Annotated in this window: 19 protein-coding genes; 3 read left to right on the top strand and 16 right to left on the bottom strand. The window is 72.0% G+C overall.

Annotated features, from left to right (window positions below; translation table 11 throughout):
• Positions 1 to 4 precede the first annotated feature (4 nt).
• From ACRAS8_RS31970 to ACRAS8_RS31980, 3 genes are read right to left on the bottom strand one after another with little or no spacing between them, the layout of a single operon-like run.
• Positions 5 to 1,648 (bottom strand): FAD-binding and (Fe-S)-binding domain-containing protein, encoded by a 1,644-nt coding sequence (locus ACRAS8_RS31970; RefSeq protein WP_438489464.1) that lies wholly within the window; start codon positions 1,646 to 1,648, stop codon positions 5 to 7.
• Positions 1,530 to 2,246 (bottom strand): UdgX family uracil-DNA binding protein, encoded by a 717-nt coding sequence (locus ACRAS8_RS31975; RefSeq protein ID WP_438489465.1) that lies wholly within the window; start codon positions 2,244 to 2,246, stop codon positions 1,530 to 1,532. The genes ACRAS8_RS31970 and ACRAS8_RS31975 overlap by 119 nt, the downstream gene beginning before the upstream one ends.
• Positions 2,243 to 2,809 (bottom strand): hemerythrin domain-containing protein, encoded by a 567-nt coding sequence (locus ACRAS8_RS31980; protein ID WP_438489466.1) that lies wholly within the window; start codon positions 2,807 to 2,809, stop codon positions 2,243 to 2,245. Before ACRAS8_RS31980 ends, ACRAS8_RS31975 begins: the two co-directional genes overlap by 4 nt.
• A gap of 548 nt (positions 2,810 to 3,357) precedes the next feature.
• Between ACRAS8_RS31980 and ACRAS8_RS31985 the strand changes: the two genes are divergently transcribed.
• From ACRAS8_RS31985 to ACRAS8_RS31995, 3 genes are all read left to right on the top strand, one after another.
• A complete protein-coding gene (locus tag ACRAS8_RS31985) occupies positions 3,358 to 3,540 on the top strand; it encodes a CsbD family protein (RefSeq protein ID WP_438489467.1) in 183 nt (60 codons plus the stop codon).
• Between the two features lie 180 nt (positions 3,541 to 3,720).
• Entirely contained in the window at positions 3,721 to 3,918 is a 198-nt protein-coding gene (locus ACRAS8_RS31990; RefSeq protein WP_438489468.1) for a hypothetical protein, read from the top strand.
• Between the two features lie 107 nt (positions 3,919 to 4,025).
• Positions 4,026 to 4,670 (top strand): phosphatase PAP2 family protein, encoded by a 645-nt coding sequence (locus ACRAS8_RS31995; RefSeq protein WP_438489469.1) that lies wholly within the window; start codon positions 4,026 to 4,028, stop codon positions 4,668 to 4,670.
• 24 nt (positions 4,671 to 4,694) lie between these two features.
• Here ACRAS8_RS31995 and ACRAS8_RS32000 read toward each other — a convergent pair whose 3' ends face one another.
• Genes ACRAS8_RS32000 through ACRAS8_RS32060 form a run of 13 tightly spaced genes read right to left on the bottom strand, consistent with a single transcriptional unit; the run spans position 4,695 to position 19,074 of the window.
• Positions 4,695 to 6,020: a glutamate-1-semialdehyde 2,1-aminomutase gene (locus ACRAS8_RS32000; protein ID WP_438489470.1), complete on the bottom strand. Its 1,326-nt coding sequence runs from the start codon at positions 6,018 to 6,020 to the stop codon at positions 4,695 to 4,697.
• 7 nt (positions 6,021 to 6,027) lie between these two features.
• The gene (locus ACRAS8_RS32005; RefSeq protein WP_438489471.1) at positions 6,028 to 6,579 is read right to left on the bottom strand and encodes a dTDP-4-dehydrorhamnose 3,5-epimerase family protein; all 552 of its coding nucleotides are present in this window, start codon (positions 6,577 to 6,579) and stop codon (positions 6,028 to 6,030) included.
• Positions 6,576 to 7,772 (bottom strand): polysaccharide pyruvyl transferase family protein, encoded by a 1,197-nt coding sequence (locus ACRAS8_RS32010; RefSeq protein WP_438489472.1) that lies wholly within the window; start codon positions 7,770 to 7,772, stop codon positions 6,576 to 6,578. Before ACRAS8_RS32010 ends, ACRAS8_RS32005 begins: the two co-directional genes overlap by 4 nt.
• A complete protein-coding gene (locus tag ACRAS8_RS32015; RefSeq protein WP_438489473.1) occupies positions 7,769 to 8,716 on the bottom strand; it encodes a glycosyltransferase family 2 protein in 948 nt (315 codons plus the stop codon). Before ACRAS8_RS32015 ends, ACRAS8_RS32010 begins: the two co-directional genes overlap by 4 nt.
• Positions 8,713 to 10,032 (bottom strand): hypothetical protein, encoded by a 1,320-nt coding sequence (locus tag ACRAS8_RS32020; protein ID WP_438490663.1) that lies wholly within the window; start codon positions 10,030 to 10,032, stop codon positions 8,713 to 8,715. The genes ACRAS8_RS32015 and ACRAS8_RS32020 overlap by 4 nt, the downstream gene beginning before the upstream one ends.
• Before the next feature lie 5 nt (positions 10,033 to 10,037).
• Positions 10,038 to 11,321 (bottom strand): DUF4910 domain-containing protein, encoded by a 1,284-nt coding sequence (locus tag ACRAS8_RS32025; protein ID WP_438489474.1) that lies wholly within the window; start codon positions 11,319 to 11,321, stop codon positions 10,038 to 10,040.
• Positions 11,309 to 12,334: an NAD-dependent epimerase/dehydratase family protein gene (locus tag ACRAS8_RS32030; protein ID WP_438489475.1), complete on the bottom strand. Its 1,026-nt coding sequence runs from the start codon at positions 12,332 to 12,334 to the stop codon at positions 11,309 to 11,311. The genes ACRAS8_RS32025 and ACRAS8_RS32030 overlap by 13 nt, the downstream gene beginning before the upstream one ends.
• A gap of 3 nt (positions 12,335 to 12,337) precedes the next feature.
• The gene (locus ACRAS8_RS32035; RefSeq protein ID WP_438489476.1) at positions 12,338 to 13,000 is read right to left on the bottom strand and encodes a PIG-L deacetylase family protein; all 663 of its coding nucleotides are present in this window, start codon (positions 12,998 to 13,000) and stop codon (positions 12,338 to 12,340) included.
• A complete protein-coding gene (locus ACRAS8_RS32040) occupies positions 12,997 to 13,803 on the bottom strand; it encodes a sugar phosphate nucleotidyltransferase (protein ID WP_438489477.1) in 807 nt (268 codons plus the stop codon). The genes ACRAS8_RS32035 and ACRAS8_RS32040 overlap by 4 nt, the downstream gene beginning before the upstream one ends.
• Before the next feature lie 13 nt (positions 13,804 to 13,816).
• Positions 13,817 to 15,061 (bottom strand): class I SAM-dependent methyltransferase, encoded by a 1,245-nt coding sequence (locus tag ACRAS8_RS32045; RefSeq protein ID WP_438489478.1) that lies wholly within the window; start codon positions 15,059 to 15,061, stop codon positions 13,817 to 13,819.
• A complete protein-coding gene (locus ACRAS8_RS32050; protein ID WP_438489479.1) occupies positions 15,058 to 16,299 on the bottom strand; it encodes a glycosyltransferase in 1,242 nt (413 codons plus the stop codon). The genes ACRAS8_RS32045 and ACRAS8_RS32050 overlap by 4 nt, the downstream gene beginning before the upstream one ends.
• Positions 16,300 to 16,301: 2 nt before the next feature.
• Positions 16,302 to 17,534 (bottom strand): O-antigen ligase domain-containing protein, encoded by a 1,233-nt coding sequence (locus ACRAS8_RS32055; protein WP_438489480.1) that lies wholly within the window; start codon positions 17,532 to 17,534, stop codon positions 16,302 to 16,304.
• A gap of 1 nt (position 17,535) precedes the next feature.
• Complete coding sequence (locus ACRAS8_RS32060) at positions 17,536 to 19,074, bottom strand: right-handed parallel beta-helix repeat-containing protein (RefSeq protein WP_438489481.1); 1,539 nt, start codon at positions 19,072 to 19,074, stop codon at positions 17,536 to 17,538.

Raw genomic sequence — 19,074 nt, forward strand, 5'->3', positions numbered from 1 at the left:
TGGGTCAGGGGCAGCGGACGCTGCGGCCTTTGCCTGCCGGGGCGCGGGCGGCGGAACCTCGATGACGCAGTACGGCGCCGGCGGCGGCACCGCCCAGGACGCCCAGCGCGGCCACCGCACAGCCGGCCAGCCGGGCATCGCGGGCCGGCACCGCCGGCCGGTCGACGGCACGCTCCGGGTGGTCCGCCGGCAGCGGCCCGTCCAGCCTCAGGGCCAGTGCCTCGGCCAGCACCAGGTCCGGTGGCGGAGTCCTGCGGACGGCGGGCAGGACACCCAACTCGCCGATATCCATGGACAGTTCCTGATGACCCCGTTCGAAGCCGAAGTTGCCGGCCAGGCCGCAGCATCCGGCGTCGAGCACCTCCGCGTCCAGGCCGGCCCGCCGCATCAGCTCCCGGTCGGCGTCGTCCTTGAGCACCGCGTGCTGATGGCAGTGTGTCTGCACTGTCGCCCGCCGGTTCGGCGCGGGCGGCCGCCAGCCCTCCGGGGCGTGCCCGACGAGCTGCTCGGCCGGCGTCCGGAACAGCCCGGCCAGTCGCTCGACGTCCAGGTCCTCGGGGAACAGATCCGGCGCGTCGGACCGGAACACCGCCGTACAGGACGGCTCCAGCCCGATGACCGGCGTACCGGCCGCGATCCAGGGCCGCAGCACCTCCACCGTCCGCTGCAACACGTGGGCGGCGGTGGCGAGTTGGCCCGTCGAGATCCAGGTCAGTCCGCAGCACACCGGGCGGACGGGGACCGCCACCCGGAACCCGGCGTCCTCCAGCAGCCGCACCGCCGCCCGTGCGATGCCCGGGTGGAAGTGGTTGGTGAAGGTGTCGGGCCAGAGCAGCACCGCCCGTTCGTCCCCGGGGATGGCCGGCTTCGGCCCGAACTTCAGCCGCTCGCCGCCGAGTTGGCGGTTGAGATCGTCCAGGACGATGCCGGGCTCGACCACACAGCGCCGCCGCTCCGCATCGAGCGACACCAGGCGGTCGCAGTACTTCGTCCAGTCGATGACGACAGCAGTGTCGGTGCACTGCCCCGCCAGGCTCGTCCCACCACCACGGGAGAGCACCGGCGCACCGAACTCGGCGCAGACACCGACGGCCGCGGCACCGGCCTCGACGCTGCGGGGCACCACCACACCGATCGGCACCTGGCGGTAGTTCGACGCGTCGGTGCTGTACGCCCCACGGCTGCCGGCGTCGAAGCGCACCTCGCCGCCCACCCGTTCACGCAGCGCCCGGACCAGCGCGGCCGTGCGGGCGCTGTCGAACCCTGCGGGGGAGGGGGAGGAGTGGGGAGCGCCGTTCCGTGCCATGTGGTGTCCTTCCCGTACGCGGTGAGGAAACCCGGAGCCGGGTCCGGGACCCGGCTCCGTAGAACCCGTGCGGCGTCGCGCGCCGTACACCTCGCCCGTCGCCGGCTCGTCACCACGGCGGGCAGCCGCCGGCCGCCACCTTCCACCATGGCCTCCGCGACGGCATCCGGCCACCGAAGAACGTCCGGCGACGACGTCTGTACAGGTATCCCGCGTCCGTCCGTCAGGAGTCCCGTTCCAGCGCCCCGACCGCCACCCGCAGATCCGACACCAGCCCCGCATACGGCGCCTCGCGGTCCTCGGCACGCAGGATCGCCGCCGGGTGGAGCGTGGCGACCACATGTGCCTGGCCGTCGGCAGCCGCGCCCGGTGCGGCCTTGCCCCCGGGGGCGCTCTCCTGAGCGAGGGGGATCAGGATGCCCCGATCCTTCGTCACCCGGAACGACGGGCCGAGCAGCGCCCTGCCCGCGGTCGCCCCGAGGGCCACCACCACCTCGGGGGCGACCAGCCGCAGTTCGGCGGTCAGCCAGGGCCGGCAGGCGGTCATCTCCCGCAGGCTGGGCGGCTTGTGGATGCGGCGCTTGCCCCGCGTCGCCGCGGAGAACTTGAAGTGCTTGACGGCGTTGGTGAAGTACGCCTGGTCCTCGTCCAGGCCCGCCTCCCGCAACGCCTTCCGCAGCAGGCCGCCGGCCGGCCCGACGAACGGCTTCCCCTGCCGGTCCTCCTGGTCGCCCGGCTGCTCACCGACGAGCATGATGCGTGCCGAGGTGCTGCCCTCGCCGAAGACGGTCTGCGAGGCGTTCCGGAACAGCGGACAGCCCTGGCAGTCCGCCGCGGCACGCCGATGGGCCGGTAGCCCTCCGCGCCGGGGCAGATACGGCGTGGCGTCGTACCGCAGCCCCTCCCCGGGCTCCGCCGAGGCGTTCTCCGGGCCGCTCATGGCTGCCCCTGGCCGCGTCCGGTGAGGAAGTCCCGGACCCGGTCCACCAGGCCCAGTCCCGGGGCGAGCAGCTTGTTGGCCGGCGGGATGCTCGGCGCCGACGGGTGCGGCCGGGTGGGCGCGCTCTTCTTCGCCTCCCGGACCTTTCTGCCCAGGCTTTCCAGGATGAAGGAGTGGACACCCTCCCGGAGCTGCGGGAACAGGCTCTGCTCCTCGTCGCGCACATGCGCGGTCACCTCGGTCCGCAGCTTCACCATGAGCCGGCCGAAGTCCAGGTCATCGGGTTCGCGGCCCTCCAGCTCCTTCAGGAGCCGTTCGATCCGCTCATGGCCGGCGATCTCCCGGTCGGCCAGGGCGGCACCGCCCTCAAGGTGCTGGCGCACCGCCGGATACAGGTGTTCTTCCTCCGCCACCGCGTGCCGCACCAGCTCGATCGTGATCTCGTCCGCGAGGCGTTTGCGGTCGTCGCTGCCGGGTGGCGTGTCCTCGAACCGCGAGAAGAGCGCTTCGACCTCCCTGTGGTCGGAAGTCAGCTCGGCGATGACATCTCCGTCGTGTCCCATACGCCTCCGCCTCCGTGTGCCGGTGGGCGCCCGGCCGACCCGGCGCGCCCGCCCCACGCGTTCCCGAACACATGCGGCCGTAACACCTCGGCACGCAGATAGCCACGACCGGACGAACGCCCGGCGGGCGCGGTGGCACCGCCTGCGCCAACCTCTCGGTGGTGACCGGCTCGTTGGCCTGCTCGAAGTGACCTGGTGTGGCCAGGACTTGGGGAACCGGTGCGCCGGAAGGCTCGGCCACGCGTACCTGGTCCACGAGCGCGGCCGGGCTGGCGCTCTTCGACCTCCTTCGGTCACCCTTCGACCGTACGGGGTCCGCGCGGTGCACTGCACGCGGGCGCCGGCTCCGGGCCGTCCTCGGCTCGTGGCAGACAGTTATCGACGTTGTGCGGAGCCGGCCGTCCCGTTCCATGCGCTGGGCATGACGCCAGGCAAGGCTGGGCATGACGCCAGGGCAAATGAGACAATTCGGCTATATCTCTCCCGGAGGATTCCAGGGAGGGCGGCCGAACCGCAAGGGATCGGCCGAGCCCGCAAGGAGCGCAGCCATGGGCATCGGCAAGAAGGCCAAGAGCGTCAGCAGGACGGTCACGGGAAAGACCAAGGAAGCCACCGGAAAGGCCACCGGCGACAAGAGCCTGGAACTCAAGGGCAAGGCCGAAAAGGCCAGGGCCCGGGCACGCCAGGCAATGGAGAAGGGCAAGGACGCCTTCAAGCACCATGGCGCATGATTCCCTCTCAGGTCGACGACACGCTGCCCGAGCTGGCGCCCTTCGTTCATGCGGTCCAGGTACGCAGGCCCGACGACGGCACCTGGTGCGAGGCGTGGACGGTAGGTACGTGACGTCCTGGCCCACCAGACCGGGCAACGCAGAGGAACTGACCCGGGTGCTCCAGGCGTTCACACCGAGGTGACCTGGACCGGCCGAACCGTGCAGGTGCCCGTGGTGTCGGTCGGCCGGCCGCTGCTGGTCCGAGGGAGCGCCGGTCTGGACCTGGGGCCGACGAGCGCGTCGAAGGCCGTCCCGCCCGCGGACCCGTCCCGCTGGCACAGCACCGCCGGCCCCGAAGCCCTGCGCAGGGTACGGGTGCTCCTGGGCGGCTACTGAGCCCGAGCCGTCCCCGACGCCGCCGCGTCCTGGGATACTCACCCCCAACTGTCCTGAGGGTGGGGCGGACATGATCGAACACGGTCGGACACGACAGGGGGCTCGCGGTGGATCGCCTGGCCGGAAGGGACCTGCGCGCGCGGCTCGGGCTGATTGCGGTGCTCGCCGCGCTGGTGGTCGTCGTGGTCGGGGTCCTGTATGCCGGTGACGGCAAGCCCGGGATGGTGGACGGGTGGATCCAGCCGGCGGTGGACGGTGTGCGGCCGCCGTGGCGGTACGGCGCCCTGGCCATGGACTTCTTGGGGGAGCCCGGAGGAGCGGTGGTGCTCGTCGTGGCCATCGTGACGGGCTGCCTGCTGCTTCGGTGTCCTCGCGCGGCGGTGTTCGCCGTGGCCGGCGTCGGCATGTCGGCGGGCGCGGCGACGCTGCTCAAGCACCTGGTGGGGCGCACCATCCACGGCGACGGCAACCTGTCCTATCCGAGCGGCCACACCGCCTTCCTCACCGCGGTCGCCCTCGTGGTGGCGCTGCTCGCGACCGGCCGGCTCGGCCTCGGCAGGACGGCCGGCACGCTACTCGTGCTCGGTGCGGCGCTGGTTGCCGGCGCCGCCATGGGCTGGGCGCAGGTCGCCCTGGGCGCGCACTACCCGACCGACGTCCTCGGCGGCTGGTGCACCGCGCTGGCGGTGGTACCGGCGACCGCGTGGCTGGTCGACGGGACCACCGCGGACGTCACGTCAAGTCAGGTGTGACGTTACGTGTGACGTCACGTCACGTCATGCCAGGCGGCGGAACACCGGCTTCACCGGTCGCCCGGCCAGCCAGGGGGTGGGGTCACCGGCGTCCAGTGCCTTCCGGTACACCGCACATGCCTGGGCCACTACTTCGACGGTGTGGTCGATGTCGGCGTCGTCAAGCGCGCTGCTCACCACGAACGACGGGGCCAGCACCCCGCCCGCGAGGAGCCGGCGCAGGAACAGGGTGCGGTACTCCTGCGACGGCTGCCGGTTCTCGTCGAGGGTGGCGAAGACCAGGTTGCTGGCCCGGCCCCGGACAACGAGGTGCTCGCCGACGCCCATGCCGCCCGCCGCGGCGCGGACACCGTCGGCCAACCGCTCGCCCAGGGCGTGCAGTTGCGCGGTGACGCCCTCCTCGGCGTAGGTGGTCTGTACGGCCATCGCGGCGGCCAGCGAGTGCGTTTCCGCACCGTGCGTGGTGGACAGCAGGAACACCCGGTCGCGGGAGTGACGCAGCCCGCCCCGCTCCATCAGGTCGCGGCGCCCGGCCAGCGCGGAGACGGCGAACCCGTTGCCCAGCGCCTTGCCGAACGTGGAGAGGTCGGGGACGACGCCGTAAAGGCCCTGGGCGCCGGCCTCGGACCAGCGGAAGCCGGTGATCATCTCGTCGAAGATCAGTACGCAGCCGTGCCGGTCGGCGAGCTCGCGCAGGCCCGCGAGGTACCCGGGCGGGGGCTCGGTGTGGGTGGCGGGTTCGAGGATCAGGCAGGCGACCTCGTCCTGGTAGCGGGTGAGCAACTCCTCGGTGGCGGCGAGGTCTCCGTAGGGGAACGCCACGGTGAGGTCGGTGGTCGCCGCCGGAATGCCGGCGGACATCGGCGTGGTGGCGATGAACCAGTCGTCGGTCGAGAAGAACGGATGGTCGGCGCAGAGGGCCACCCGCGGGCGCCCGGTGGCGGCGCGGGCGAGGCGCACCGCGGCGGTGGTGGCGTCGGAGCCGTTCTTCGCGAACTTCACCATCTCGGCGGTGGGCACCGTGGCCAGGAAGCGTTCCGCGGCCGCCACCTCCACGATGGACGGCCTGACGAAGTTGCTGCCGCGGTCGAGTTGCCGCCGCACCGCCTCGATCACGCGTGGGTGGGCGTGGCCGAGGCTGACCGACCGCAGGCCGGAGCCGTACTCGATGTAGCGGTTGCCGTCGATGTCCCATACGTGGGCACCGTGGCCGTGGCTGATGACCGGGGCGAGGTTCTCGGGGTACTGGTCGTCGCCTTTGGCGTAGGTGTGCGCGCCCCCGGGAATCAGGGCGTGCAGCCGCTCGTTCGTCGTCCGCGACCGGGGCAGTCGGAACTCTTCGGTGTCCACGCTGACCTCAACTCTCTGTGTGCTGAAGGACCTTGGCGAGGCTCGGCGCCTCCCGGTCCCGCTGGGACATCGAGGTGACCGGCAGCGGCCAGGGAATGGCGAGCTCCGGGTCGTCGAAGGCGATCGTCACGTCCTCGGCCGGATCGTGCGGGCGGTCGATCCGGTACGAGGTGTCGGCGGTGTCGGTCAGCGCCTGGAAGCCGTGTGCGCACCCCGCCGGGACGTACAGGGTCGTCTGCGTCTCGCCGGACAGCTCGAAGAAGGCCCGGCCCAGGTAGGTCGGCGAGTCCGGGCGCAGGTCCACGACGACGTCGAAGATCCTCCCGTACGAGCAGCGCACCAGCTTGGCCTCGCCGGCGCCGGAGCGCAGGTGCAGGCCGCGCAGCACGCCCCGGACCGAGCGGGACACGCTGTCCTGGACGAAGGCGTGCGGGTCGAGGCCCACCGAGCGGACCACGTCGGCGTCGAAGGTGCGGCAGAAGAAGCCGCGTTCGTCGGCGTACGGCGTCGGCTCGAAGAGGAACGCGCCGGAGATGGCCGGGACTTCGGTCGCTTTCATCGGGTCTCCTCAGGGAACAGGACGGCGGTCAACTCGGCGAACTGGGCCTGGAGTTGACGGTCGGCGAGCGCGTTCCGCCCGGCGAGGGTCTGCCGCAGTTCGGGCGCGCGCTTCTCCAGCGTCCGGAACTGTTCCAGGAGCCGGTCGGCGTCGACCTCGCGGGCCGGGTGGCAGTACGCGCCGAGGCCCATCCGGTCCATGAGCGCGTCGCTCTTGGCCGCATAGCAGAGGGCGAGCACCGGGGTGCCGGTCCGCACGGCGCAGATCAGGTTGTGGTAGCGGACCGCCACGACGGAGTCGGCGGCCGCCATCTCCGTCATCAGGTCGGCCAGGGACGTCGGTTCGGCGGCGGTGACCAGCGGCGAGTCCACCGCGTCGCGGATCGCGTCGACCACCGCCGCATCACAGTCGTCGCCGGTGAGCAGCCGGACCGGCCTGCCCTCCTCGACGAGGGTGCGCACGAACCGGATGGTCCCATCCAGGTAACGGCGGTGGATCTCGTCGGCGCGGGCGCGGTCGTCGTTGCTGCCGTGGAAGTCCATGACGCCGACGCAGACAGGGCCTGGGGAGTCGGGCTTCTTCTGCGCTTCCGGTGTCGGCAGGGCGAACGCGAGGTCCGGGTAGACCTTGTCGCGCGTCGTGTCCACGCCCATCTGCCGCATCGCGTCCCGGGATTGCGCGTCGCGGTACGAGCGGTACGCGGCGAGCCGCGCCGACCAGCGCACCAGGGCCCGGGTCGGCCGGTTGCGGATCCCGGCCGCTCCCACGCTGACCAGCGCGACCCGGGTGCCGAGCAGGCGGCCGCTCGCGCAGAGCAGGAACAGCGCGTACGGGAAGCCCCACGGCCGCAGCGGCAGGGTGGCCTCCAGGACGCCCATGCCCGGCACGATCACCACGTCGTGCCGGCGCACCCAGGCGGCGGTGCGGAACGCGTCGACGAGTTTGCCGAGGCCCTTGGTCGTCATCGCGCCCGCCCGTGACGCCGTCCGGTACTCGCCGCGGTTCCAGTGCAGTCGTGTCGCGGGGATCCCGAATCGCGCCGTCACCGCCTCGGGTCCCCCGCACAGCGCGTCCACGACCGCGTCCGGGTGCTCGGCGCGCAGATACCCGAGGAGGGCCTGGAGCGACCCGTCGTTGCCGAGGTTGCCGGAGCCGAGCAGCCCGAACACCCCTACCCGTGGCGCCCTGTTCATGCCGTACGCCCTTCACGGCCGGCGACGAGGGCGTCGACGGAGACGGTGAGCAGGGCCGGGTCGACCGGGGCACGGTCCTCGACCCGCTCACCGGCGCCAGGACGGACCCGGCTGGTCATCCAGGCGGCCAAGTGGCCGTAGCACGCGCGCCGTTCGGCCGGGTACAACGGCGCCCGCCGGATTGCCGAGGCGAAGCCCCAGACGTACTCGGCGAGCAGCCGGGGCGTCGGGTGCAGCGGCCCGGCCCGGCGCGGATCCAGGTTGACGCACCGGGAGCGCTTGGACGGGTTGGCGCGTTCGGCCCGGGTGGGGTGGTCGCGGCGGAAGTACAGCAGCTCGGGGACCTGGTGGAAGCGGCCGTGCAGGGTGATCTCGGCGACGTAGGTGCGGTCCGCGTGGTGGTAGCTGTCCATCGGCTTCACGCGGCGCAGCACCTCGGTGCGCAGCACCCCGTAGAAGTCGTCGCCGCCCGGCTCGAACAGCAGGCTGCGGAAACGCTCCGGTGCGTGCGGTGAGTCGGTGGCGAGCGTGTACGTGTACGGGACGGTGACCTGGCCGTCGCCGTCGATGACGGCCTGGTCGGTGTGGGCGAGGATCACGTCCGGCCGCTCGTCCAGCGCCTCGACGCAGCGGCGCAGCAGGTCGCGGCCGTAGAGGTCGTCGTGCGAGGCCCACTTGAACAACTCGCCCCGGGCCTCGGCGAGGACGCGGTTGTGGTTCGGTGTGGCGCCGATGTTGCGGGGCAGGCGGAGGTAGCGGATACGGGAGTCCTGTGCGGCGTACGTGCGGCAGATGTCCTGGGTCCCGTCGGCCGAGGCGTTGTCGGAGATGACCAGCTCGAAGTCCTCGTAGGTCTGGCCGAGCAGGGCGTCGAGCGCCTCGGCGAGGTACTCCTCGCCGTTGTAGACGGGCAGGCCGATGCTCAGTCGGGGGTGGGCGGTCATGGCGTCCTCGCTTCTTCGGGGATCGGGTGGTGTTGGCGCTCGCGCAGGGCGGACCGCAGCTGCAGCCACCACACCGCCGAGCCGCAGATGGTCGCGGTGGCGACGCCCCAGGCCGAGCCGGCCGTGCCGGCCACGGCCGCCCCGCCGAGCCCGCCGCCGACATAGCAGGCGGAGGCGAACAGCTGGCAGCGCAGGCTGCGCCGGGCCGCGGCGAGCGCGCGCAGCCCGGCCGCCGCACCGGTACCGAGGCCGGCGCCCGCGACGCCGAGCGTGACCGGTACGACGAGGGCCGAGGCGGCGGGCCAGACGCCGCCGAGCACCAGCTCGCCGAGCCCGTCCGGCACCAGCAGCAGCGCCCCGCCCCAGAGCAGCGCCGCGATGGCCTGCCCGCCGCCCAGCAGGAGGCAGAAGGCACCCAGCCGGTGCGGGGCCTGCCGCAGCACCCGTGCCGCCTCCGCGACGGTGACCAGCGACAGCCCCATCAGCAGCGCGAGGAACGGGCCGAGCAGAAGCTCCGCGCCCCGCACCGCACCCACCGCACCGACCCCGACGATCGCGCCGAGCCCGTACGCCCGCAGCTGGCTCGCGCCGCTGAGACTGACGTTCTCGACCAGGTACCGGTAGCCGAGGTCACGCTGCTCGCGAAGCCACCCGCGCGCCCGGGCCATCCGGGGCCGGATGCCGGACTGCAGGCAGCCGTACCCCGCGGCCACCGCGGCGGACGCGCCCCAGGCGAGGACGAAAGCGGCCACGCTGCCCACGCGGGCCGCGACCACCATGGCCGGGACGAGCGCGACGCCCCACACGAGGTCGTTGACGAACGCCTTTCGCCCGGTGCCGGCGGCGAAGAACGCGAAGCGCCAGGCATCCTGCAGCAGCAGTGCCGGCAGCACGACGCCGAGGCAGGCGAACGCGGGCCCCACGGGGCCGCCGAGACCCAGCCCGACCACCAGGCACGCCGCGCCGAGGGCGGCACCGAGGCCGAGCGCGGTACCCGATGACCGGGCCACCGCCGCCCGCCAGGACGCATCCGGCACGCCGCTGAAGCGCACCACGAGCGGGTCGGTGGCCAGCCCGCGGGAGACGTTGAGCACCACGCCGTAGGTCACCCAGGCCAGGCTGAACACGCCGAACGCGGCCACCCCCAGCGAGCGGGCCACATAGATCCCCACCGCGAAGTTGGTCATGCTGGAGGCCGCCTGGTCGGCCAGTCCCCAGGACAGCCGGCCGGCTACGGCCCGCCTGGCGGACGACCGGGCGTGCCCGGCCCCGGCCGCCGATGCTGTCGTCTTCGTCTTCTCCCCCTCGGTGGTCATCCGCGTCATGCCTTGATCAGTCCGGCGCCGTGCAGGGCGCCGGCCGCGGCGGCGACGGTGTCGAACGGCAGCCCGGACCGCTCGGCGACATCCAGCAGACTGTGCTCCCCGTCGGAGAGGCTGAGCACCCAGAGCATGGCCATCTGGGCCTGCTTGGTGTCGCTGCGGCCGCCGAGCGCGTCGTACAACCCCCGCCGGCCCAGCTGCGGTTCGCCGTAGGGGCTGAGGTTGACGTACCGCCGGTTGCGGTCCAGCACGGTGAACGCCTCGCGGCAGACGGCGAGCGTGTCCGCCATCGCCTCCGGGGAGACGAAGTCCAGGTTGTCCGCCGAGGTGTGGTACTCGGGGTAGCCGGCGTACGGCGTCCGGCTGAGCGAGCCCACTCCCAGATCGAACCCGGGCGAGCAGAACTGCCGCTCGTCGTAGCCGTACGGAGTGAACTCGGCGACGCGGTGCGGTCGTCCGGAGGCGGCCAGCACATGCCGCAGCACCCGGTCGATCTCCGCGTCGCCGCGCCTGCTCTCTTTGTACGTCAGTTGTCCCGGGTCGCCGGCGCAGGCCAGCACCAGGCCGTGCTTCACCTGCTCGATCCGCTCCGCGTTGCGGGCCAGCCAGGTGATCGCGCCGATGGTGCCGGGCGCGAAGAGGAACCGGTAGGTGTAGTACGGGGTTTGCTCCGCCAGCGTCCGGGCCAGGAACGTCGCCACCGCGATGCCGGCCAGGTTGTCGTTGGCCAGCGACGGGTGGCAGACGTGGCACGAGACGATCACCTCGTCGGCGACCTGCCCGGGAACCACGTGTTCGGCGTAGGTGAGGTGGCCGTCGGCGAGTGTGGAGTCGACGCACACCTCGTACTCGCCGTCCGGCAGCGCGTCCAGGGTCTCCTGGGCCAGGCAGAACCCCCACTCCGGCTGGTAGTAACTGGTGTGGTACGGAACCCACTTCGGGTGGTCCGGCAGGGTGTGCAGGTGTGCGCGCAGCGCGGCCAGCGGCATGGTCGCCGACACCGGCACGCTGTAGCCGAGCACGTGCAGGCTGGACGCGGCGAAGTCGACGACCCGGTTGCCCGCGGTGTCGGCGATGTACGCGTCCCGGATGTTCCACTCCTGCGGGACCGTCCAGTCGAGTACCCGGGTCCCGGTCGGCACCTCGTGCACCTGCAGCGGGACGTACTCGCCGACGATGTCCAGGGTGGCGCGCACACCGTCGCCGGTGATGCTCCGGCAGAGCGGGTACATCCGCTCCACCAGTGCGTACATCTCCTCGCCGAGCGCGGTCACGGGCGCCACCGCAGGGTGTCGTCGACGGCACCGGCCTCGGACGCCGCGCGCAGCACGGCCAGCCGGGTGAAGCGCTGCTCGAAGTCCTCCCGGGTGAGCCCGAACTTCCGGTAGGCGTCGGCGAGTTCGAGCGCGCCCCGCTTCACCGTCCACTCGCAGTCGAAGTCGGGGATCGCGGCGCGGAAAGCGGAGAAGTCCACCCGGTACGAGCGCGGATCGGCACCGCTCTCGCCGGTGATCCGCACCTTCGCACCGGACACCGCCTCGGCGACCTGCCCGGCGATCTCGGCGACCGTTACGTTGTTGGTCTCGCTGCCGATGTTGAACGCCCGGTCGTGCACCGCCTCCCGCGGCGCGGTCAGCGCGGCCGCGAAGGCCCGGGCGATGTCGGCGGCATGCACCAGCGGGCGCCAGGGGGTGCCGTCGGAGAGCACCAGCACCTCGCCGGACAGCAGCGCATGGCCCACCAGGTTGTTCAGCACGATGTCGGCGCGCAGCCGGGGCGAGTAGCCGAAGGCGGTGGCGTTGCGCATGTACACCGGGGTGAAGTCGTCGTCGGCCAGGGCGTGCAGGTCGTCCTCCACCCGCACTTTGGACTCCGCGTACGGGGTCACCGGGCGCAGCGGGGCGTCCTCGGTCACCAACTCGTCGCCCCCGGCGGCGCCGTAAACGGAGCAGGTCGACGCGTAGAGGAAGCGTCGTACTCCGGCTTCGCGGGCCAGCCGGGCCAGCCGCACGGACGCGTGGTGGTTGATGTCGTAGGTGAGCTGCGGCGCCAGCGATCCCAGCGGGTCGTTGGACAGGGCGGCCAGGTGGATCACGGCGTCCACCCCGGCCACGTGTTCGGCCGTGACGTCGCGCAGGTCCACCCGGTGTCCCGGAGGGTCGGCGGGCGCCGGGCCGAGGACGCAGTCGGTGAACAGGCCGGCGTCCAGGCCGACGACCTCGTGTCCGGCGGCCGTGAGTACCGGGGCCATCACGGTGCCCAGGTAGCCCTGGTGTCCGGTCAGCAGTACGCGCAAGGTTCAACCCCCCAGGTGGAAAGTGCCCAGATCGAGCGTGAGTTTGGTGACGGCGAACGCCTCGGCGTAGCGCGTCTGGCATTCGATGCCGCGGATCCGGGCGAGGCCGAGGAAGGCTTCCCGGTCGTACCAGGGCCGGTGCCGCTGCGAGGCGTAGTGCTCCTGCAGCAGCCGCACCTTCTCCTCGGCGGCCTCCGGCGACAGCGGCTGGTAGGCGGCCATCCGGCCGAGGTCGCCGTCCCACTTGACGATCTCGTAGCCGAGGACGAGGTGGTCGCGGAACGCGGTGGGTATGAGCTGCGCCAGGCCGCGGTGGTCCTGGTGCGCGTCGTCGGTGCGCGGGGCGAGGATCAAGTCGGGGTCGGTCCGCTCCCGCAGCTCCTCGACGGCGGCCTTGGCCTCGTCCCAGTGCACGGGCATCCGGCCATCGGGCAACTTCAGTACGGTGAGGCGGAGTTCGGCTCCGGGGCAGAAGGCGGCGAGCGCGGCTTCCTCCTCCTGCTCCCGTTCGGTGCCGCCGCCGGAGAGCACCAGGGCGTCGACGCGTAGCCCCGGCCGCGCGCGGCACATCGACAGCAGGGTGCCGCCCGCGCCGATGGCGATGTCGTCGCAGTGCGCGCCCACCGCGACAATGCTCTTCAGGGGCCGGTAGCCGAGCCGGATCACGCGCTCACCCCGACGTTCGCCCCTACGCGGTCCCGTTCCCACACGGCCCACGGGCGGTCACCCCGGGCGTAGGCGGCGTCGAGCGCGGCCCGCTCCTTCACGGTGTCGGTCGGCTTCCAGAAGCCGCGGTGCTGGTGGGCCACCAGCCGTCCCTGCTTGGCGAGTTGGGCGCATCCGTCGGCGACCAGGTCCCCGTTCTCCGGGATGTGGTCGAAGACCTCCTGGCGGAGCACGAAGTAGCCGCCGTTCTCCCACAGCGGCAGTTCGCTCACCGCGGTGATGCCGCCGACCAGCCCCTCCTCACCCAACTCGACGCAGTGGAAGGAGGATTGGGGCGGCACGACCATCATCGACGCACCCGCGTCGCGCTGCGCGAACCGGTCGATCATCTCGGGCAGCGGCGCATCGGTGAGCACATCGGCGTAGTTGGCGAGGAACATCTCGTCGCCGTCCAGATGGTGACGCACCCGACGCAGCCGCTCCCCGATCGGCGACTCGATGCCGGTCTGCGCGAACGTGATCGTCCAGTCCGAGATGTCGGTGGACAGCAGCTCGGTCCGCCCGCCCCTCAGCACGAAGTCGTTGGACGTCGTCTCCTCGTAGTTGAGAAAGAAGTTCTTGATGTGGTGCGCCCCGTAGCCCAGGCACAGGATGAACTCCCGGTGCCCGAAGTGCGCGTAGTAGCGCATGACATGCCAGATCAGCGGGCGCGGGCCGACCATCGCCATCGGCTTGGGCACGTCGTCGGTGGCGCCGCTGCGCATCCGCATCCCGTAGCCGCCGCAGAACAGTACGACCTTCATGCTGCTACCTCATTCACGACGTGACCTCGACAATGCTCAGTTCCGGGATGGGGAAGACCAGGCGGCCGCCCCAGTCGTGCACGTAGGACAGCTGCTCGGTCAGCTCCGCCCGCAGGTTCCACGGGAGGACGAGGACGTAGTCCGGCTTGTCGGCGGCGATCCGCTCGGGCGGCAGGATCGGGATGCGGGTGCCCGGGGTGAACCTGCCGTGCTTGTACGGGTTGCGGTCGACCGTGTACGCGAGCAGGTCGGACCGGATGCCGCAGTGGTTGAGCAGGGTGTTGCCCTTGCCCGGGGCGCCGTAGCCGACGACCGTCTTCCCCTGCTCGGCCGCCTCGATGAGGAACTTCAGCAGGTCCCGGCGCACCTTGGCCACCCGGGCCGCGAACTCGGCGTATCCGGACAGCTCTTGGAGCCCTGCGGCCTTCTCGCGGGCCAGGATGTCGGCCACCTGCTGCGTCGGCTCCCCGGCCACCTCGGCCGGCCGGGCCCACAGCCGGATCGAGCCGCCGTGCGTGGGCAGCAACTCGACGTCCACGAGCACGAGTCCGCCGCCGGCCAGCGCCCGGGTCGCGGACGCGACCGTGTAGTACTGGAAGTGCTCGTGGTAGATCGTGTCGTACTGGTTCTCCTCGATCAGGGTCAGCAGGTGCTGGACCTCGATGGAGACCCAGCCGTCGTCGGCGACCAGGGCGCGCAGCCCCCGGGTGAACCCGACCACGTCGGGGATGTGCGCGTACACGTTGTTGGCCACGACCAGGTCCGCCGGGCCGTGCTCGGCACGGACGGCCGAGCCGGTGTCCGGGCTCAGGAACTCCGTGAGCGTGGGCACCCCCGCGTCCCGCGCCGCGGCGCCGACGTTCACCGACGGCTCGATGCCGAGGCAGCGGATCCCCCGGTCCACCACGTGCTTCAGCAGGTATCCGTCGTTGCTCGCCACCTCGACCACGAAGGCGTCGGAGCCTTTGGCGCCGAGCCCCACCCGCTGTACGGCGTCGGCGACGAACGTGCGCGCATGCTCCACCCAGGAGGTCGAGTACGAGGAGAAGTACGCGTACTCCTGGAACGTCTCCTCCGGCGTGATCAGCGGCGGGATCTGCGCCAGCCAGCAGTCGGTGCAGACCCGCAGGTGCAGCGGGTACGCCGGCTCCGGCCGGTCCAGTTGGTCCGCGGCGAGAAAGCTCTCACACGGCGGGGTCGCCCCCAGATCGACGACGCTCGCCAGCGCCGCCGAGCCGCAGAGTCGGCATCGTGTCATGTGGTGCCCCCCATTGATTCCGTCCCCATGGATTCCGTCCCCATTGATTCCAACCGCCCCGCGATCGCGGTGCGGTACCCCTCCACCAGGCGCTCCAGCCCGACGGCCGGGCTGAAACCCTGCTCGTAACGGCGCCGGGCCGCCTGGCCCATCTCCCGGTTGCGGGCCGGCTCGGCCGCGATCCGGCGTATGCAGGACGCGAGCGAAGCGGACTCGCCCGGCCGGTGCAGCAGTCCGGTCACCCCGTCCTCGACGAGTTCGACGAAGGCGCCATGACCGGCGGCGACGGCCGGGACCCCGGCCGCCATCGCCTCCACGACCACCAGGCCGAACGCCTCCAGCCACGTCGAGGGCGCCACCACGGCGACCGACCGCGCGACGGCCTGCCGGCACTCCGCCGGGTCGTACAGGCCGACGTAGCGCACGTCGTCCCGGCCCGCCGCCCAGGCGGTCACCTCGCGCTCCAGCGGCCCCGCGCCGGCGACCACGAGCGGCACGCCCACCCCGCCGCTCGCGGCGATCTCGTCCCACGCGGCCATGAGCAGCCGCACGCCCTTGGCCTCCGCGAGGCGGCCGAGATAGAGCAGATGCTCGCCGGCGCCCACTCGGACGGCGTCCGGATCCGGCACGAAGTTGTGCTTCACCGCCAGCCGCTCGGGGGGCATGCCGGCCCGCACCAGGACGTCGCGCTGTGCCGCGGAGATGCAGAAGAACCGGGCCACGCCGGACCACCACCGCCGCCGGTTGACCGACAGACTGACCGCGAGCGGCACCGTCGCCAGCCGGGAGCTGCGGTAGCAGCCGTGTCGGACGGCGGGCAGCGGTGCCTTAGTTCCGACGCACTCGGTGCAGGGCCGCCCGTCGCGCTGCAAGGTGCCCGGCGGGCAGACCTGGGTGTAGTTGTGCAGCGTGGCGACGGCGGGTACGCCGGCGTCGGCGCAGGCGGCCAGTACGGCGGGCGACAGGAGCGGGAAGACGTTGTGGACGTGGACGATGTCCGGCCGTTCGGTGCGGAGCCGGGCGGCGAGTTCCGCGCGGACCGCCGGGTTCCACGGCACCAGCAGCGGTACCGCGGCCTTGCCCGGCAGGGACCGGGCGGCGATGTCGTCGCTGCGCCGCTCGAACACCTCGACCCGGTGGCCGGCCGCGCGCAGCAGCTCCACCTCCTGGTCGACGACGTTGTTCTCCCCGCTCGGCTGCGCCGAGGAGTAGCGGTTGTGCACCACGAGGACGTGCATGCTCAGATCACCTCCCGATCCCGGGCCCAGCGCGGGATACGTCGTCGGGGGACTTCGGGCGCCGGCCGGGGCGTGGTCGCGGCGGGTGCCGCCAACAGCGAGGCGGCCAGGGCGAGATGCAGCAGATACGGCGAGGCGTCGCCCAGCCCGGCCTCGGTGTACGACGCGATCGCGCAGTAGCTGATCAGGAAGATCGCGCAGGCCCTCGGCAGCGACGGTGGCCGCAGCAACGCCACGCCGCCCAGCACGATGAGGACCGCCGCCACCAGGGCGACGCCGATCAGACCCTGCTCGTGATAAACGGCCAGCCAGCTGTTGTCGATCGGCAGCCCGCCGAACGACTTGTCGCCCAGGCCCACGCCGAACAGCTGCTCCGAGATCGTCCGGGGCGCTGCCAGCAGGGCGTCCCAGACCTTGGCCCGGCCGGTGAGGCTGGTGAGGTTCTCCTGGTCCTGTCCGCGCAGGAACCACGTCTGCAGCGCGGAGCTGAACCCCACCGCGGCCACCGCGGCGCACAGCACCGCCCAGGTGAAGAACCGGCGGGCGGCGGCGCTGGTCAGGAGGAGCGAGCCGATCGCCAGCGCCAGCCCGATGAGCAGGCCGAGCGTGGCGGTGCGGGTGTGGGTCAGCGCGAGCAGGACGAGTGACGGCACGATGATCACCGCCGCGCCGGCCCGGTCGGTCCGGCGGCCCAGTACGAGCAGCACGGTGAGCCCGGTGATCACCGCGGCGTACTGTCCGATCTGCGGGGGCGTGAGCGGCCACAACGCGCCGACCAGCCGCCCGCCGTAGAGATCGGGCAGGGCCGCGCCCGGTGAGACGGCCAGACCGGCGGCCACCGACCCGAGCACCGCGAAGTACATCCGGATGTGGTGCCGCACGAACGTAGGGCCGCCGTCCCACCAGCGGCTGAGCAGCCACAGCGTGCCGACGAAAAGAGCCAGCCGGACGCAGCGGAACAGCGCGCCGAACCCGGACTCCAGGTTCGCGCTGGAGATCACGCTCGCCGTCAGCAGCAGGGTCAGCAGGAACAGATAGGCGCTGGCCCGGATACGCAGCCGCAGATTGACCGCGAGCGCCAGCGCGAACGCGGCGACCAGCGCGCCCATGGTGACCATCTGGATGAGGGAGCGGGGCAGCGGAATGATGGTCTTCGCCCCGGCGGAGCCGAGGGTGTTGAGGACCAGCAGCCCCCAGACCGTTCCGACGATCTTCGACGTGTGGTGCGCGCCCATCTCAACCACCGTCCCGTGCGCGGAAGGTGCTGCCCGCGTCCTGCTGGTACGGCGTGCCCTGCCACTGCCCGAAGTCGAGCACCTGGCTCGGGTCGTGGGCGACGAACTTCCACGGGCCGACGTAGACGTTGTCGTGCCAGCGGTTGCGCTGCCTGCCGGTGATCGCCTCGGCCACCCGCTCGCCCTGGTACGGCGACCAGTCCGGATAGGTTCCGTAGTTGGCCAGCACCGCCATGCGGTCGCACTTCACCGTGCAGTCGACGACGGACTTGTCCAGCACGAAGCGGTTGTCGTGGATGTCCACCCGCTGGGTCTTCCACCGGCAGTCGGCGTAGAGCGGTGCGGAGGCGATCGCCGGCCGCACGCAGCGGTCGGGGTGCCGCACCAGCAATGTGCAGTCACCGGACGAGGTGTTGGCCGGGCTGTTGCAGAACCGGTCGGCGTTCTCCCACAGGGTGATCCCGTTCCAGTTGTTCTCCAGGACGTTCCGGTAGATCTCGATCTCGTCCGTGCGGGCGGGGATCCGTGGTTCGCCGCCGGACTCCGACAGGTAGAGGGTCGCGAGCGGGAAGCTGTCCTCACGGTCGGCGTATCTGCGGCCCTCGACCCAGTTGTTCCGCCGGATCGTGTTCTTCCGGATGACCGCGTTGTAGCTGGCCTCGTAGATCAGCGCGGCACCGTCGTTGGCCTCCAGCACGTTGTCCTCGATGCGGAAGTCGTTGTCGTTGGTGTCTGCCCACAACCCGGTGCCGCGGTTGTCGTGCACCCAGTTGCCGCGTACGTCGGCGCCGTTGACGGCCCAGAACTTGACGCCTCCGGTGCAGCCGCAGCCCGGCTTCCGCCGCTCCCAGTCGCCGGTGTTGTTGCCCGTGATCTCGTTGCCCTCGACCACCAGACCGCTGATCCGGCCTTCGGGCTTGTACGCGTTCATGCCGTACTGACCGTTGTCGCGCAGGCAGCTGGCGCGGACCTGCTGGCGGGAACCGGCCATCAGCCCGGCGGCCGCGTTGTCCTGGATCGTCGCGTGTTCGATCACCCACCCGTCGGCCGAATCGTGGTTGACCACGCCCTCGTTCTGCGGCGCGACGAAACCCTGCACGGTCAGGTAGCGGAGGGTGACATGGGCAGCGGTGCCGCCGAACGCGTACTGGTTGGTCTTCCCGCCGTCGAGCACCGCGCCCGGCGCACCGAGGTAGCGGTCGCCCTCCTTGGGGATGACCTGGGCATAGCGGTCCGGATCGAGCCGGTGCCGACCCGGCCGAAGCCAGAACGTGGTGTTCGGCGGGCTGCTCTTGGTCTTCGCCGCCAGGTCACCGACGACCGCGGGGTCGACCGTCACCGCGCCCGCCGGCGCCGTCGCCGGCCCCGCCGCGGGCCTGGCGCACACCCGGGCCACGGGCGTGGCCGGCGCCCCGGACGTGGACTGCGCGGCAGTCGGCCGTGCCGCGGCGTCCGACGTGCTGTCACAGCCGGTCGCCGCCAGCAGGGCCAGCGCCAGCGGTGCCGCCGCCGACGCCCAGAGCCGCCTCCTGATCCCCAC

This window comes from Streptomyces sp. S186 (assembly GCF_051603415.1).
In the GTDB taxonomy this organism is placed as follows: domain Bacteria; phylum Actinomycetota; class Actinomycetes; order Streptomycetales; family Streptomycetaceae; genus Streptomyces.

Excerpts from the sequence above, each read along its gene's own strand:
- ACRAS8_RS31970 (WP_438489464.1), bottom strand. The coding sequence starts at position 1,648 with ATGTGGTCGCCACGCTCCACCCGGCGGCGATCCTGCGTGCCGAGGACC.
- ACRAS8_RS31975 (WP_438489465.1), bottom strand. The coding sequence starts at position 2,246 with ATGAGCGGCCCGGAGAACGCCTCGGCGGAGCCCGGGGAGGGGCTGCGG.
- ACRAS8_RS31980 (WP_438489466.1), bottom strand. The coding sequence starts at position 2,809 with ATGGGACACGACGGAGATGTCATCGCCGAGCTGACTTCCGACCACAGG.
- ACRAS8_RS31985 (WP_438489467.1), top strand. The coding sequence starts at position 3,358 with ATGGGCATCGGCAAGAAGGCCAAGAGCGTCAGCAGGACGGTCACGGGA.
- ACRAS8_RS32005 (WP_438489471.1), bottom strand. The coding sequence starts at position 6,579 with ATGAAAGCGACCGAAGTCCCGGCCATCTCCGGCGCGTTCCTCTTCGAG.
- ACRAS8_RS32010 (WP_438489472.1), bottom strand. The coding sequence starts at position 7,772 with ATGAACAGGGCGCCACGGGTAGGGGTGTTCGGGCTGCTCGGCTCCGGC.
- ACRAS8_RS32015 (WP_438489473.1), bottom strand. The coding sequence starts at position 8,716 with ATGACCGCCCACCCCCGACTGAGCATCGGCCTGCCCGTCTACAACGGC.
- ACRAS8_RS32020 (WP_438490663.1), bottom strand. The coding sequence starts at position 10,032 with ATGACCACCGAGGGGGAGAAGACGAAGACGACAGCATCGGCGGCCGGG.
- ACRAS8_RS32040 (WP_438489477.1), bottom strand. The coding sequence starts at position 13,803 with ATGAAGGTCGTACTGTTCTGCGGCGGCTACGGGATGCGGATGCGCAGC.
- ACRAS8_RS32045 (WP_438489478.1), bottom strand. The coding sequence starts at position 15,061 with ATGACACGATGCCGACTCTGCGGCTCGGCGGCGCTGGCGAGCGTCGTC.
- ACRAS8_RS32050 (WP_438489479.1), bottom strand. The coding sequence starts at position 16,299 with ATGCACGTCCTCGTGGTGCACAACCGCTACTCCTCGGCGCAGCCGAGC.
- ACRAS8_RS32055 (WP_438489480.1), bottom strand. The coding sequence starts at position 17,534 with ATGGGCGCGCACCACACGTCGAAGATCGTCGGAACGGTCTGGGGGCTG.